This is a genomic window from Streptomyces sp. NPDC043746 (genome assembly GCF_056436485.1).
In genome coordinates this window covers 85,869-98,826 of sequence record NZ_JBWKCM010000021.1, presented here as the reverse complement: position 1 = coordinate 98,826, position 12,958 = coordinate 85,869, and the positions used below count along the sequence as shown (strand labels likewise).

Annotated in this window: 14 protein-coding genes; 4 read left to right on the top strand and 10 right to left on the bottom strand. The window is 71.5% G+C overall.

Annotation, left to right across the window (positions count from 1 at the left end; all coding sequences use genetic code 11):
- Window positions 1-59: 59 nt before the first annotated feature.
- Both recA and recX read left to right on the top strand, forming a co-directional pair.
- The gene (gene recA / locus AC0682_RS22160) at window positions 60-1,187 is read left to right on the top strand and encodes a recombinase RecA (RefSeq protein WP_478534780.1); all 1,128 of its coding nucleotides are present in this window, start codon (window positions 60-62) and stop codon (window positions 1,185-1,187) included.
- 9 nt (window positions 1,188-1,196) lie between these two features.
- The gene (gene recX / locus AC0682_RS22155; protein ID WP_478534779.1) at window positions 1,197-1,874 is read left to right on the top strand and encodes a recombination regulator RecX; all 678 of its coding nucleotides are present in this window, start codon (window positions 1,197-1,199) and stop codon (window positions 1,872-1,874) included.
- A 127-nt stretch (window positions 1,875-2,001) separates the two neighbouring features.
- On the opposite strand, the gene AC0682_RS22150 is transcribed toward recX, so the two are convergent.
- The 9 genes from AC0682_RS22150 to AC0682_RS22110 form a co-directional block, all read right to left on the bottom strand.
- On the bottom strand, window positions 2,002-2,643 hold the full coding sequence (locus AC0682_RS22150; protein ID WP_478534778.1) for a DUF6197 family protein: 642 nt from the start codon (window positions 2,641-2,643) through the stop codon (window positions 2,002-2,004).
- Window positions 2,644-2,782: 139 nt separating this feature from the next.
- Window positions 2,783-3,229: a rhodanese-like domain-containing protein gene (locus tag AC0682_RS22145; protein WP_478534777.1), complete on the bottom strand. Its 447-nt coding sequence runs from the start codon at window positions 3,227-3,229 to the stop codon at window positions 2,783-2,785.
- Window positions 3,226-3,837, bottom strand: coding sequence for a cupin domain-containing protein (locus tag AC0682_RS22140; protein WP_478534776.1), 612 nt, complete (start codon window positions 3,835-3,837; stop codon window positions 3,226-3,228). Before AC0682_RS22140 ends, AC0682_RS22145 begins: the two co-directional genes overlap by 4 nt.
- 73 nt (window positions 3,838-3,910) lie before the next feature.
- Entirely contained in the window at window positions 3,911-3,997 is an 87-nt protein-coding gene (locus tag AC0682_RS22135) for a putative leader peptide (RefSeq protein ID WP_311605579.1), read from the bottom strand.
- 32 nt (window positions 3,998-4,029) lie between these two features.
- A complete protein-coding gene (locus tag AC0682_RS22130) occupies window positions 4,030-5,769 on the bottom strand; it encodes an FAD-dependent monooxygenase (RefSeq protein WP_478534775.1) in 1,740 nt (579 codons plus the stop codon).
- A gap of 166 nt (window positions 5,770-5,935) precedes the next feature.
- The gene (locus AC0682_RS22125) at window positions 5,936-6,889 is read right to left on the bottom strand and encodes an amino acid ABC transporter permease (RefSeq protein WP_478534774.1); all 954 of its coding nucleotides are present in this window, start codon (window positions 6,887-6,889) and stop codon (window positions 5,936-5,938) included.
- Window positions 6,886-7,533 (bottom strand): amino acid ABC transporter permease, encoded by a 648-nt coding sequence (locus AC0682_RS22120; RefSeq protein ID WP_478534773.1) that lies wholly within the window; start codon window positions 7,531-7,533, stop codon window positions 6,886-6,888. The genes AC0682_RS22125 and AC0682_RS22120 overlap by 4 nt, the downstream gene beginning before the upstream one ends.
- Before the next feature lie 154 nt (window positions 7,534-7,687).
- A complete protein-coding gene (locus AC0682_RS22115) occupies window positions 7,688-8,611 on the bottom strand; it encodes a glutamate ABC transporter substrate-binding protein (RefSeq protein ID WP_478534772.1) in 924 nt (307 codons plus the stop codon).
- 55 nt (window positions 8,612-8,666) lie between these two features.
- A complete protein-coding gene (locus AC0682_RS22110) occupies window positions 8,667-9,452 on the bottom strand; it encodes an amino acid ABC transporter ATP-binding protein (protein WP_478534771.1) in 786 nt (261 codons plus the stop codon).
- 347 nt (window positions 9,453-9,799) lie between these two features.
- On the opposite strand from AC0682_RS22110, the gene AC0682_RS22105 reads away from it, so the two are divergent.
- Complete coding sequence (locus AC0682_RS22105; protein WP_478534770.1) at window positions 9,800-10,492, top strand: response regulator transcription factor; 693 nt, start codon at window positions 9,800-9,802, stop codon at window positions 10,490-10,492.
- An 18-nt stretch (window positions 10,493-10,510) separates the two neighbouring features.
- Entirely contained in the window at window positions 10,511-11,932 is a 1,422-nt protein-coding gene (locus AC0682_RS22100) for a sensor histidine kinase (protein ID WP_478534769.1), read from the top strand.
- 16 nt (window positions 11,933-11,948) lie between these two features.
- Here AC0682_RS22100 and AC0682_RS22095 read toward each other — a convergent pair whose 3' ends face one another.
- Entirely contained in the window at window positions 11,949-12,947 is a 999-nt protein-coding gene (locus AC0682_RS22095; RefSeq protein WP_254811518.1) for a TAXI family TRAP transporter solute-binding subunit, read from the bottom strand.
- Window positions 12,948-12,958: the final 11 nt, after the last annotated feature.

Below are 12,958 nucleotides of genomic sequence, written 5' to 3'. Positions count from 1 at the left end.
TGGCAGGGGTTAGCGTCTTTGACGTGAAGCGATCGACTCAAGCAAATCGGGTGGAACCCATGGCAGGAACCGACCGCGAGAAGGCGCTCGACGCCGCGCTCGCACAGATTGAACGACAGTTCGGCAAGGGCGCGGTGATGCGCCTGGGTGAGCGGCCCAACGAGCCCGTCGAGGTCATCCCGACGGGATCGACCGCCCTCGATGTCGCCCTCGGCGTCGGCGGTCTGCCGCGCGGCCGCGTGGTGGAGGTGTACGGACCGGAGTCCTCCGGTAAGACGACGCTGACGCTGCACGCGGTGGCGAACGCGCAGAAGGCCGGCGGCTCGGTGGCGTTCATCGACGCCGAGCACGCCCTCGACCCCGAGTACGCCAAGAAGCTCGGCGTCGACATCGAGAACCTCATCCTGTCCCAGCCGGACAACGGTGAGCAGGCCCTTGAGATCACCGACATGCTGGTCCGCTCCGGTGCCCTGGACCTGATCGTCATCGACTCCGTCGCGGCCCTGGTGCCCCGTGCGGAGATCGAGGGCGAGATGGGCGACTCGCATGTGGGTCTCCAGGCCCGTCTGATGAGCCAGGCCCTCCGCAAGATCACCAGCGCGCTCAACCAGTCCAAGACCACGGCGATCTTCATCAACCAGCTCCGCGAGAAGATCGGCGTGATGTTCGGCTCCCCGGAGACCACGACCGGTGGCCGGGCGCTGAAGTTCTACGCCTCGGTGCGCCTCGACATCCGGCGGATCGAGACGCTCAAGGACGGCACGGACGCCGTCGGCAACCGCACCCGCGTCAAGGTCGTCAAGAACAAGGTCGCCCCGCCCTTCAAGCAGGCCGAGTTCGACATCCTCTACGGCCAGGGCATCAGCCGCGAGGGCGGGCTGATCGACATGGGCGTGGAGCACGGCTTCGTCCGCAAGGCCGGCGCCTGGTACACGTACGAGGGCGACCAGCTCGGCCAGGGCAAGGAGAACGCCCGCAACTTCCTCAAGGACAACCCCGACCTCGCCAACGAGATCGAGAAGAAGATCCTGGAGAAATTGGGCGTCGGTGTCCGCCCGGACGACGGGTCCGCCGAGCCGGCCGCGGAAGGAACGGCGGCGGCGGGAGCGGCGGAGGCGGCGGCGAAGCCGGCGGCCACCACGGCCACCAAGGCGAAGACGGCCAAGACCGCGGCGGCCAAGAGCTAGGGCCCAGCCGTGACACGTCGTACGGAGTGGCCGGGAGACCCCGTCGAGCCCGGTACCGGGCTCGACGAAGGGGCGGGCAGCCTTGCCCGCTCCGCCACCAGGAGCAGCGGTTCCCCCTCCTCGTCGAGGGCCGAGCAGGGGGAGCCGCGTGACCGGCGGGACCGGGGGCGGCAGCACACGGGGGAGCCGCAGGACCCGGTCGAGCAGGCGCGCAACATCTGTCTGAGCCTGCTCACCGGGACGCCCAGGACGCGCAAGCAGCTCGCGGACGCCCTGCGCAAGCGGGGGATCCCGGACGAGGCGGCCGAGGAGGTCCTCGCCCGCTTCGAGGACGTCGGGCTGATCGACGACGCGGCCTTCGCCGGGGCATGGGTGGAGTCCCGGCACCACAGCCGGGGGCTCGCGCGCCGCGCCCTCGTCCGTGAGCTGCGGACGAAGGGCGTGGACTCCGCCGTGATCGACGAGGCGGTCGGTCGGCTCGACACCGACCAGGAGGAGGAGCGGGCCCGGGAGCTGGTGGCCCGCAAACTCCGTTCCACCCGCGGCCTGGACCGCGACAAGCGGTTGCGCCGCCTGGCGGGGATGCTCGCCCGCAAGGGATACGGGGAGGGCATGGCCCTACGGGTGGTGCGCCAGGCGCTGGAGGCGGAGGGCGAGGACACGGAGGGCCTGGACGAGCCGTTCTAGGACCCGCTCCCGGAGGCGGCCCGAGGGCCGAGGCGCCCTGCCCGTCCGCTCGGCGATCCGCCTGGGTGTGCCAACGGTCCGGGGTGCGACCGCCGGAGGGCCGTCCGGGGCCTGGCGGACCCGCCGGTCAGTGTCCGGCCAGGGCCGCGCGGCGGGCGGCTGCGTCGATGAGGGACAGGGCGTCCGCGGCGGTGCGGCCGGGGGCCCGGTTCCAGGGGCCGATCAGTCCGGTCCACCCCTGCGAGCGCAGCTCGGTGATCAGCCAGGCACCGGCCCGGTCCACGGTGGCGGGGGAGCCGTAGCCGAGCCGGTGCGCGGTGAGTAGCGCGCCGCAGACACAGCGGGCGCCCCGGGCGTTGCGCAGACGGTACGGGGTGTTCTGCCAGCCCCATTCGGCCAGGATCTGCCGCGCGTAGCCGAGGTGGACGGAGGGCTGCACATCGGCCTGGCCCACCCGCCGCCAGGCATGGGCACGGTCGGGCAGGACCGCCCCCAGGCGGCCCGGGAGCGGGCGTTCGGGCGGCGGAGCGGCCGGCAGCGCCCGTAGCGAGTCGTCGATGAGCTGCTCCACGGGGACGGTCAGCAGGCCCCGCCAGTCGGCGGGCCGGTCCTCCGCCGAGGCGGGCCGGTCCTCCCCGGAAAGCGGCGAGGCCACGGGCTCGGGGGCGGTGCGCTCCCACCCCGAGACGATCTCCCGCCATGCCGGGGTGTCGTACAGCCGGGAGGCCTGGGCGTCGAGCCGGTCCGGGGTGAGAACAGGGATCGCCATGAGTGCGTCATCTCCGTACATTTCGTCTCTGTATGAGGCGAATGTCGGTCGTGCATGGCGATGGCTCCACCGGAATGCGGCGTTCGGGTGTGTTCCGCGGCGGAGGAAGCCGGATGGGAGAGAGCGGGGCGAGGTGGTGTCAGGGGCGTGTCACCGGGAGGCCGGCCGCACGCCAGGCCTGGAAACCGCCGATCAGATCGGTGGACCGGTGCAGCCCCAGTCGGCGCAGCGACGCCACCGCGAGACTGGAGGCGTACCCCTCGTCGCAGATGACGACGACCTGGAGGTCGTGGCTCACCGCCTCGGCGGCGCGGTGGCTGCCCTGCGGGTCGAGCCGCCACTCCAGTTCGTTGCGCTCCACGACGAGCGCGCCGGGGATGAGCCCGTCGCGTTCCCGGAGGGCCGCGTACCGGATGTCCACCAGCAGCGCCCCGTCCGTCGCCGCCGCGGCCGCCGCGTGCGGGTCCACCCGCCCGTAACCGGCCCGGATCCGCTCCAGCAACTCGTCGATCCCGATCCGCTCTGCCGCGTCCGCGCTCGATGTGGGCCCGGCCCGGTCGCCGCGGTCACTGCGGTCGCCGCTCACTGCCAGTCCTCCGGGGCCTCGGTCTGCTCCAGCCGGAGCACGGCACCCGTGCGGCTGAAGCGGCGGATGCGCGGCAGCGGCGGGTAGTAGGCGTGGACGGAGACGGCGTGCACGCTGTCGGACTCGTTCAGCACCTCGTGCACATGGTTCTGCCCGAAGGTCCGGCCCTGACCGGTCGGCAGCTCCCGCTCCCGGTCCACCCCGTCGTTCAGCTCCAGGGTCCTCCAGCCGTCGGTCGGCAGCCGCACGGCCAGCGAGCGCTCCGTGAGCGTGCCGCACACCGTGGTGAACGCGCCGACCGAGTCGGCGTGGTCGTGCCACCCCGTCCCGGTACCCGGAGGCCAGCCGATCAGCCAGGCCTCACTGCCCCCGGGCCCGTCGAGCCGGAGCCAGGTGCGGCCCTCCGGATCGAGCGGGAGGGAGGCGACGAGCGCGGTGTCCTCCGCGGTGCGGCGGACGAAGTCGAGCAGTTCGGCGACCGTCGGACCGGCGGCCGCGGTACGGGCCGAGCCGATCCGGGCGGAGACAGCGGGGGCCGAGACCTCCGGAGCGGTGGCGGGGGAGGGCATGGAGGCCGCCGTGGGCACGGCGGAAGAGGGGGAAGACACAGGGACCGTCCTGGGAGCTCGCGCGAGGGCCGACCGTGCGGAAAGAGGGCACGGGCCGGTGGAGGAAGGCGATTCAGCAGGACGGGCGACACACGCAGCCCGCGTAACGGACGAGGTCCATATGGACCCTCCGCCACAGGCGCACATCGGTGTCGGTCATGATCTGGAGTACACCATGCGCGCCTGTGACGGTCAATTGATCCCAGCGGCCCGGTCGGCGTGAATGCGGTCGCGCGGACCCGGCGTGCGCGCCGCGCCCTCACGCTCCCCGGACTCCGAACCGGCCCCCTGGCCCGGGCCCGACCCCGCACCCTCCGGCCCGGACCCCTCCCCCGTCCCAGCCGATCCGCCCAGCCCCGCCCGGGCCGCCGCCAGCAGCTCCGCAGGACGTACGCCCGCGAAGGCGGCCACCAGATGCCCGTCGGGCCGTACCAGCAGGACCGTATGGGCCGAGGCTCCCGGATAGTTCTCCGTGACCAGCAGCTCCGCCGGTGACGGCAGCGCCTCCACCGCCTCCACCAGCCGCGGCATGATGCCCGCGGTCAGCCAGTGGCGCCGGTCCCACACCCCGGTGCCGGGCGCCACCAGGATCACCAGTGGGCGGCCCTGCCCGAGCCGCTCCCGGAGCCGTACCGCCGTCCCGTCCGGTGCTGTCACCCGCACATCGGTGACCGGCGCACCGGGGGGCGTGCCCACGGCGGTGTGCGCCTCGGCGTGCGGTGGTGCAAGGGGGGAGTGCGAGTACGAAGGGGGCGCACCGAGGGCTCCACAGCCCAGGTGGCCGTCGGCGAGCAGGGTGTCGTGGCCCCGGGCCGCCCCCGGGACCAGTGCCCGCAGCCCGCCGCCGCCCCGCAGTATCGGCAGGGACTGGTCGGCGGCGCGCAGCCGGGAGGCGACGGCGGCCCGGCGCTCGGCCTGGTAGCTGTCGAGCAGGGGGTCGGCGCCGCCGTGGTGCCAGGCGTGGGCGAGCTTCCAGGCCAGGTTCTCGGCGTCCCGGATCCCCTCGTCGAGACCCTGGGTGCCGAGCGCCCCCAGCAGATGCGCCGCGTCCCCCGCCAGGAAGGCCCGCCGCACCCGCCACCGCCGGGCGAGCCGGTGGTGGAGCGTGTGGACCCCGGTGTCGAGCAGTTCGTACGGAGGGGTCTCGCCGCACCAGCCGGCCAGGGTGTCCCGGATCCGGGCGACCAGGGCGTCCGGGGTGACCAGCTCGCCGCGCGGAGGGAGCAGCCAGTCCAGCCGCCAGACGCCGTCCGGCAGCGGCCGCGCGCTGATCTCGGCGCCTCCGCCGCGCCACGGCGGCTGCCGGTGCAGCACCGCCCGGTCGGGCCAGGGCAGTTCGGCCCGGAGCGCGGCGACGGCGTGCCGCTCCACCGCCGTACGACCGGGAAACCGGATGTCCAGCAGCTTGCGCACGGTCGACCGGGCGCCGTCGCAGCCGACCAGATGACTGCCGCGCCACCAGGTCGGATCCGGCCCCTTGGTGTGGACCGTGACCCCCACGCCGTCCTGTTCCAGGCTGTCGACGCGGCTCAGCTGCGCCACCTTCACCAGCGGGTGGGCCGCGACCGCAGCCCGCAGGGCCGAGGCCAGTGCGTGCTGCGGGATGTGCAGGGGGGCGGGGAGCGGGGACCCTTCCGGCTCCCCGCCCCCGGTGTCCTCGGCGTCCACGCCCAGCGGCACATCGCGGACCAGCTGCTTCCGGCGCATGGAGCGCCATCCGATCCAGCGCAGCCCGTCCTTCTCCAGGGCGGTGGCGCCGAGCCGTTCCACCAGGTCGGCGGTGTCCTCACGCAGCACGACCGTGCGGGCGAGACGGACCTCCTCCGTGCCCGGCCCCTCGTCGAGGAGCACGCTCGGGACGCCCTGGGCGGCCAGGGCCAGCGACAGCGTCAGACCGACGGGTCCGGCGCCGACGACGATCACCGGGTCCACGGCGCGTCTCCTCCGGCCCGTACGGTCGAGCGGAACGTGGCAGTCGAAGCCGGGTGCGTGATCACAGAACGTATGCAACCCATTGGTGGTGCTTGCGTCAAGTGACCGAGGCAGCGACGCGTGCGCCGCTGCCTCGAATGCTTTTGCCGGGAGAGGCCGGCGGGGGTCAGTCCTTCGTCACTCCGGCCCCACCGGCACCGTCGGTGCCGGTGCCTGCGCCCCTTGCGCCCCCTGCACCGTCGGCGGTCGGGCCGAACGTGCCGGCCGTCGCGTCGATGGTTCCGGGCGCCTGGACGGCCGGGGCCACCGCGATGCCGGTCTTGGCACGGCGCCCGCGCTTCTCGATCCAGGTGGCCAGCGAGGAGAGCAGCAGACACAGCACGATGTAGATCGTGCCGATGACGGCGATCGTCGAGACGTACGGGTACTGGCCGTTCACCAGCGTGTTGGAGGCGATCAGGCGCGCGGTCTGGAGCAGCTCCGGGTACAGGATGATGTAGCCGAGCGAGGTGTCCTTGAGGGTCACCACGAGCTGGCTGATGATCGTCGGCAGCATGGACCGGACGGCCTGCGGTATCAGGACGGTGACCATGACCTGGGTCTTGCGCATGCCGAGTGCGTAGGCGGCCTCGCTCTGCCCCTTGGGGACGGCGTTGACGCCGGCGCGCAGGACCTCGGCCTGCACACAGCCGTTGTAGATGGACAGGCCCGCCGCCAACGCCCACATCGAGTGGTCGGTGAGGAAGCCGACCCAGATGGCGTAGATCGTGATCAGCAGCGGGAGCGAGCGGAACAGCTCGATGAAGGTGGTCGCCACCCAGCGGACCGGCTTGTGGTCGGAGAGTCGGCCCACCGCGAGCAGCACGCCGAGGACCAGCGAGCCGATCGCCGCCAGCCCGAACACCTTGAGCGTGGCGACCAGAGCGCCGGCGATGTTCTGCCGGATGCCCGTGTAGTTGAAGATGTCCCACATCTCGGGGGCGAGGTGGCCCTTGTCGGCCAGCCGCAGCACGCTCGCGACGATCAGTGCGGCGATGGCGACGGTGCCGACGGCCGTGTAGATCCGGTTGCGGACGACGGTCTTGGGCCCCGGGGCGTCGTAGAGAACACTGGCGCTCATCGGGCGACCTCCAGGCGACGCTCCAGCAGCCGGAAGAGGCCGCTGATGGCGAACGTGACGACGAGGTAGCCGATGGCCACCCAGATGAAGACGGAGACGATGTCATAGCCCCGGTCGCTCATCAGCATCTGCCAGCCGAACAGTCCGGCGACGCTGAAGGCACCGGCGATCGCGGAGTTCTTGGTGAGCGCGATGAAGATGCTGCTCAGCGGTGCGATGACGGTTCTGGTGGCCTGGGGGAGCACCACGATGCGCAAGCTCTGGGAGAACGTCATACCGATCGAGCGAGCGGCCTCGGCCTGCCCCAGCGGCACGGTGTTGATGCCGGAGCGGACCGCCTCGCAGACGAACGCGGACGTGTAGAGGCCGAGGGCCAGTGCGCCGAGGACGAACGGGCTCATCCCCGGGAGGAGGATCTCCGGGACGACGAAGGAGAAGATCAGGAAGAGCAGCGTCAGCGGGGTGTTGCGCATCAGCGTTACCCAGGCGGCGCCGAAGTACCGCAGCGGTGGCACCGGCGAGACCCGGAACCCGGCGATGATCACACCGAGGACGAGGGCGATAACCGAGCTGACGGCGGTGATCGACACGGTTCCTATGAAGCCGTCGCGGAACTCTGGGAAATTGTCGAGCAGTACGTTCATGAGGTCTCCGCGTCGGCGGTCAGCGGCATCAGGGCAGGGGAAGGGGCGCCCCGTACGCCCGCCGCGCCCCACCGGGGCGGCGGCGTACGGGACGCCTCACGTCACACGCGGTGCGTCGGTGACGGGGCGTCGGCCGGGGGACGGCCGGCCGGCGTCAGTAGCGCTCAAGCGCCGGCGGCTCGATGTAGTCCGAGCCGGACAGGCCCAGCGTGGCCTCGTAGATCTTCTTGTACGTGCCGTCCTTGACGTGGTTCTCCAGCGAGTTGTTGATCGCGTCGCGCAGGACCTTGTCGTCCTTGTTCAGGCCGACGCCGTAGGGCTCGCTGGTGAACGGCTGGCCGACGACCTTCAGCTTGCCGGGGTTGGCGGCCGCGTAACCCTTGAGGATCGAGTCGTCCGTGGTGAGGGCGTCGACCTGCTTGGTCAGCACCTGCTGCACGCAGTCGGAGTACTTGGCCAGCTCGACGACGTTCGCGCCGTACTCGGGCTTCTTGATCTCCTGGAGCGGCGTGGAACCGACGATCGAGCAGACCTTCTTGCCCTTCACCGACTCCTTGCCCTTGATCGAGTCGTCGTCCTTGCGGACCAGGAGGTCGGCGCCCGCCTTGTAGTACGGACCGGCGAAGCCGACCTGCTTCTTGCGCTCGTCGTTGATCGTGTACGTACCGACGAAGTAGTCGACCTGGCCCTTGGAGATCGCCGTCTCACGGACGCCGGAGTCGACGGTCTTCCACTCGATCTGCTTCTCCGTGAAGCCGAGGTCCGCCGCGATCATCTTGGCGATCTCGATGTCGAAGCCGGAGCGCTCCTTGGTGGACTGGTCCTCGAAGCCGAGGTAGGGCTGATCCGCCTTGGCGCCGATGATCAGCTTGCCGCGCTGCTTCGCCCTCTTGAAGACCGGCGAGTCCAGGGCGACGTCCTTGGCGACCTCGTACGTGGGCAGCTCGGGCGCCTCGGAGGAACCGGGCTGGGTGCCGCCCGGCTTGTCACCGGCGGAGCCCTCCTTGCCGCCACACGCGGTCGCGGTCAGGGCGAGGACGGCGATGGCCGCGACGGCGGCCGACTTGCGGAGCTTCATGTGAGTTTTCCTTATGCCGAAAGGTCGTTGTCGTCAGTCGTCGGAACGTCGTTCGTCAGTGGTGAAGGATCTTCGACAGGAAGTCCTTGGCCCGGTCGCTGCGCGGGTTGCTGAAGAACTGCTCGGGCGTGGCCTCTTCGACGATCTTCCCGTCCGCCATGAACACCACGCGGTTGGCGGCGGAGCGGGCGAAGCCCATCTCGTGGGTGACGACGATCATCGTCATCCCGTCCCGAGCCAGCTGCTGCATGACTTCGAGGACCTCGTTGATCATCTCCGGGTCGAGAGCCGACGTGGGCTCGTCGAAGAGCATGACCTTCGGGTCCATCGCCAACGCCCGCGCGATCGCGACGCGTTGCTGCTGGCCACCGGAGAGCTGTGCCGGGTACTTGTCGGCCTGCACGCCGACGCCCACCCGGTCGAGAAGGGTCCGGGCCTTCTCCTCCGCGGCCTTCTTGTCGGCCTTGCGGACCTTGGTCTGGCCCAGCACGACGTTCTCCAGCACCGTCTTGTGCGCGAAGAGATTGAACGACTGGAAGACCATGCCCACGTCGGCGCGCAGCCGCGCCAGCTCCCTGCCCTCCTGGGGCAGGGGCTTGCCGTCGATCGAGATCGCACCCGAATCGATCGTCTCCAAGCGGTTGATCGTGCGGCACAGCGTGGACTTCCCGGACCCGGAGGGCCCGATGACGACCACGACCTCGCCACGGGCGATGGCCAGGTCGATGTCCTGGAGCACATGCAGCGCGCCGAAGTGCTTGTTGACGTTGCTCAGTACGACAAGGTCGTCGCCCGCGGGCGCGGCATCCTCGGCGGCCTTGGTCACTGAAACTCCGCTCATCGGCTTCTTGCTCCGTCCTCCTCGGGTTCCAAGGACACTAATGACGCGGTGCGACCAGCGTCATTACATCTGAGCGGAAATTGAGCATAACGATCCGGCGGCAACCGGACACTCCGCGTGAAGGGGACGCCGCGAGCGGTGCGAGGGCGTACCGGGTACATAACGGAAACCTCCCCGCAACCGGCAACCCCTTGACTGGCGTGCCCGTCATCGGAGTGGATGCCCTGTGCGGCGAAACGAGCGAAGCGCCGACGAAAGCGGTGAAACGCCATCGCGCGGAAGGGGAAGCCGGTCCACGTGAACGAGTCCGGGAAAGCCTCGAGGCCCGGGGGACGGAGAGGAGGGCCATGAGACTGCTGCTCGTCGAGGACGACGACCATGTGGCGGCGGCCCTGTCCGCCGTGCTCGCCCGGCACGGCTTCCAGGTCGTGCACGCCCGCAACGGCGAGGAGGCGCTGCGCGCGCTGCTGCCTGCCGAGAGGGAGCCCTTCGGGGTCGTCCTCCTCGACCTCGGCCTGCCCGACCAGGACGGTTACGAGGTGTGCGGCAAGATCCGCAAGCGCACCGCGACCCCGGTGATCATGGTGACCGCCCGCGCCGACGTGCGCTCCCGCATCCACGGGCTCAACCTCGGCGCCGACGACTACGTCACCAAGCCGTACGACACCGGCGAGCTGCTCGCCCGTATCCACGCGGTCGCGCGGCGCACCACCGGCACCGAGGACACCGCCCCGACCCCGGTCGCCGCCCTGCGGCTGGGATCCGTCGCGATCGAGCTGCCCACCCGGCGCGTCAGCGTCGACGGCGCCGAAGTCCAGCTCACCCGCAAGGAGTTCGACCTCCTGGCCCTCCTCGCGCAGCGGCCCGGTGTGGTCTTCCGCCGCGAGCAGATCATCAGCGAGGTCTGGCGCACCAGCTGGGAGGGGACCGGGCGCACCCTGGAGGTGCACGTGGCCTCGCTCCGGTCCAAGCTGCGGCTGCCCTCCCTCATCGAGACCGTGCGGGGGGTCGGCTACCGGCTCGTCGCGCCGTCCGCGTGACGGGCCGGTACGCCCCCGGTGCGCACCCGTCTCCTTCCGCTGCTCATCACGCTCATGGCGGCCGTCCTGGTCACCCTGGGCTTCCCGCTCGCGGTGAGTGTGGCCGCCGCCGAGCAGCAGCGGCTGGTGATCGACCGGATCGACGACACCGCCCGGTTCGCCGCTCTCGCCCAGCCCATCACCGACACCGTCCCCGCCTACGACGAGCGCCGGCTCACCCTCGCCACCGACCTGGAGGTCTACGCCTCCGTGTACGGGATCCGGGCCGGCGTCTTCTACCGCAACGACCTGGCCCTGGCGAAGGCCCCGGACGGCTGGATGCTGCCGTCCGAGGGGGAGGGGCGCACCGCCTTCAACGAGGCGCTGCTCGGCCGCCGTTCGCACGATCCCCCGCAGGTGTGGCCCTGGCAGGACGGCCGGGTCGTCGTCGCCTCGCCCGTCGTGCGCGACGGTGACGTGGTCGCCGTGGTCGTCATCGACTCGCCCACCGACGAGATGCGCGCCCGGATCCTGCGGACCTGGCTGCTGATCGCGGTCGGGGAGGCCCTGGCGATGCTGGTCGCCGTCGGCGCCGCCGTCCGGCTCACCGGCTGGGTGCTGCTGCCGGTCCGGGTCCTGGACGCGGCCACCCACGACATCGCCGTCGGCCGCATGCGCTCACGGGTCGCCGCCGCGGGCGGACCGCCGGAGCTGCGGCGGCTGGCCCGGTCCTTCAACGAGATGGCCGACAACGTCGAGGACGTCCTGGAACAGCAGCGCGCCTTCGTCGCCGACGCCTCCCACCAGCTGCGCAACCCGCTCGCCGCGCTCCTGCTGCGCATCGAGCTGCTCGCCCTGGAGCTGCCCGAGGGCAACGAGGAGATCGCCGCCGTACGGACCGAGGGCAAGCGGCTGGCCCGGGTCCTGGACGATCTGCTCGGCCTGGCGCTGGCCGAACACACCGAGGCCGACCTCCAGCTCACCGACATCGTCCCGCTCACCGCCGACCGCGTCGCCTCCTGGCGCCCGATGGCGGACGAGAAGGGCGTCCACCTCTTCCAGGACGGGGCGCCCGCCGCCACCGCCTGGGCCGACCCGGTGGCGCTCTCCAGCGCACTGGACGCGGTCATCGACAACGCCCTGAAGTTCACCCCGGCCGGGCAGGACGTCCGGGTCACGGTCACCCCGGGGCCCACCGCGGTGACCGTCGTGGTCGCCGACCGGGGGCCCGGCCTCACCGACCAGGAGCTGGAGCGCGTCGGGGACCGCTTCTGGCGCAGCGCCCGCCACCAGAACGTCAGCGGGTCCGGCCTCGGCCTCTCCATCTCCCGCGTACTGCTCGCGGCGGGAGGCGGCTCGATCGCCTACGGGCGCCATGAGCCGCACGGCCTGCGGGTGACGCTCTCCGTGCCGCGCGAGCAGCCGTCCACCGCCGGACGCCAGGGCCCTGCCGAGCGGTAGCCACCGGGCGGTGGCCTCAGGGCTTGACCGAGCGGTAGTAGCGCCTGGCCCCTTCGTGCACGGTCAGCGGGTCGGTGTAGATCGCCGTCCGCAGATCCACCAGCTGGGCCGCGTGCACCTCGCGGCCGATCCCGTCCCGGCTGTTGATCACGGTCCGGGTGAAGGCCTCGGCCATGGCCGGATCGATACGTTCCGTGGTGATGAGCAGATTGGCCACCGCCACCGTGGGCACCGATATGCCCCGCTGGGCGTAGCGGTAGGCGTCGGCGGGCATCGTGGCCGACCGGTAGTAGCGGGCGGAGCCGCCGTTCGACTGCAACTCCTTGACCAGCTCCTCCTCCAGCGGGACCAGCTTGATCGCGAACCGCTGCGACAGCTCGTGCACAGCCCCCGTCGGCAGCCCGCCGGACCAGAAGAAGGCGTCGAGATCCCCGGAGACCAGCCGGTCCGGCATCGTGTTGATTCCCGCCGAGACGGCGGTCAGGTCCCGCTGCGGATGGACCCCCGCCGCGTTCAGCAGCCGGTCCGCGACCAGCCGGACCCCGGAGCCCTCCTGGCCCACACCGACCCGCCTGCCCCGCAGATCGGCCACGCTCGCGATGTCGGAGTCGCGCGGGACCACCAGCTGCACGTAGTCGTCGTAGAGCCGCACACAGCCCCGCAGCAGATGGGCCCCGGGCCTGCCGTCGCGCACGTAGGTCGCCACGGCGTCGGCGGTGGCGATGGTGAAGTCCGCCTTCCCCGTCGCCACCCGCGCCAGGTTCTGCTGGGACCCTTCGCTGGTGAGGAGCTTTATGGAGACCTCGGGCATGTCCTTGGCAAGGGCGCCTTCCAGCCGTTCCCCGTACCGCTGGTAGACCCCGCTCGGCACCCCCGTGGAGAAGGTCAGAGTGCCGCTCGGCGCCCGCTCACCCAGCGGGAGGAGCCACCACGCGAGCAGCCCGAGCACGACCGCGAGGACGACGCCCGTCCGAAGGGCGCGCCAGCGGTCGAATCGGGACAGAGCAGGGAGCATGCGCGCGATCC

Bases quoted from the DNA above. Each gene is read 5' to 3' on its own strand.
- recA (WP_478534780.1), top strand. From the start codon at position 60: ATGGCAGGAACCGACCGCGAGAAGGCGCTCGACGCCGCGCTCGCACAG.
- AC0682_RS22150 (WP_478534778.1), bottom strand. From the start codon at position 2,643: ATGGCGATCCCTGTTCTCACCCCGGACCGGCTCGACGCCCAGGCCTCC.
- AC0682_RS22135 (WP_311605579.1), bottom strand. From the start codon at position 3,997: ATGACCGACACCGATGTGCGCCTGTGGCGGAGGGTCCATATGGACCTC.
- AC0682_RS22125 (WP_478534774.1), bottom strand. From the start codon at position 6,889: ATGAGCGCCAGTGTTCTCTACGACGCCCCGGGGCCCAAGACCGTCGTC.
- AC0682_RS22120 (WP_478534773.1), bottom strand. From the start codon at position 7,533: ATGAACGTACTGCTCGACAATTTCCCAGAGTTCCGCGACGGCTTCATA.
- AC0682_RS22115 (WP_478534772.1), bottom strand. From the start codon at position 8,611: ATGAAGCTCCGCAAGTCGGCCGCCGTCGCGGCCATCGCCGTCCTCGCC.
- AC0682_RS22110 (WP_478534771.1), bottom strand. From the start codon at position 9,452: ATGAGCGGAGTTTCAGTGACCAAGGCCGCCGAGGATGCCGCGCCCGCG.
- AC0682_RS22105 (WP_478534770.1), top strand. From the start codon at position 9,800: ATGAGACTGCTGCTCGTCGAGGACGACGACCATGTGGCGGCGGCCCTG.
- AC0682_RS22095 (WP_254811518.1), bottom strand. From the start codon at position 12,947: ATGCTCCCTGCTCTGTCCCGATTCGACCGCTGGCGCGCCCTTCGGACG.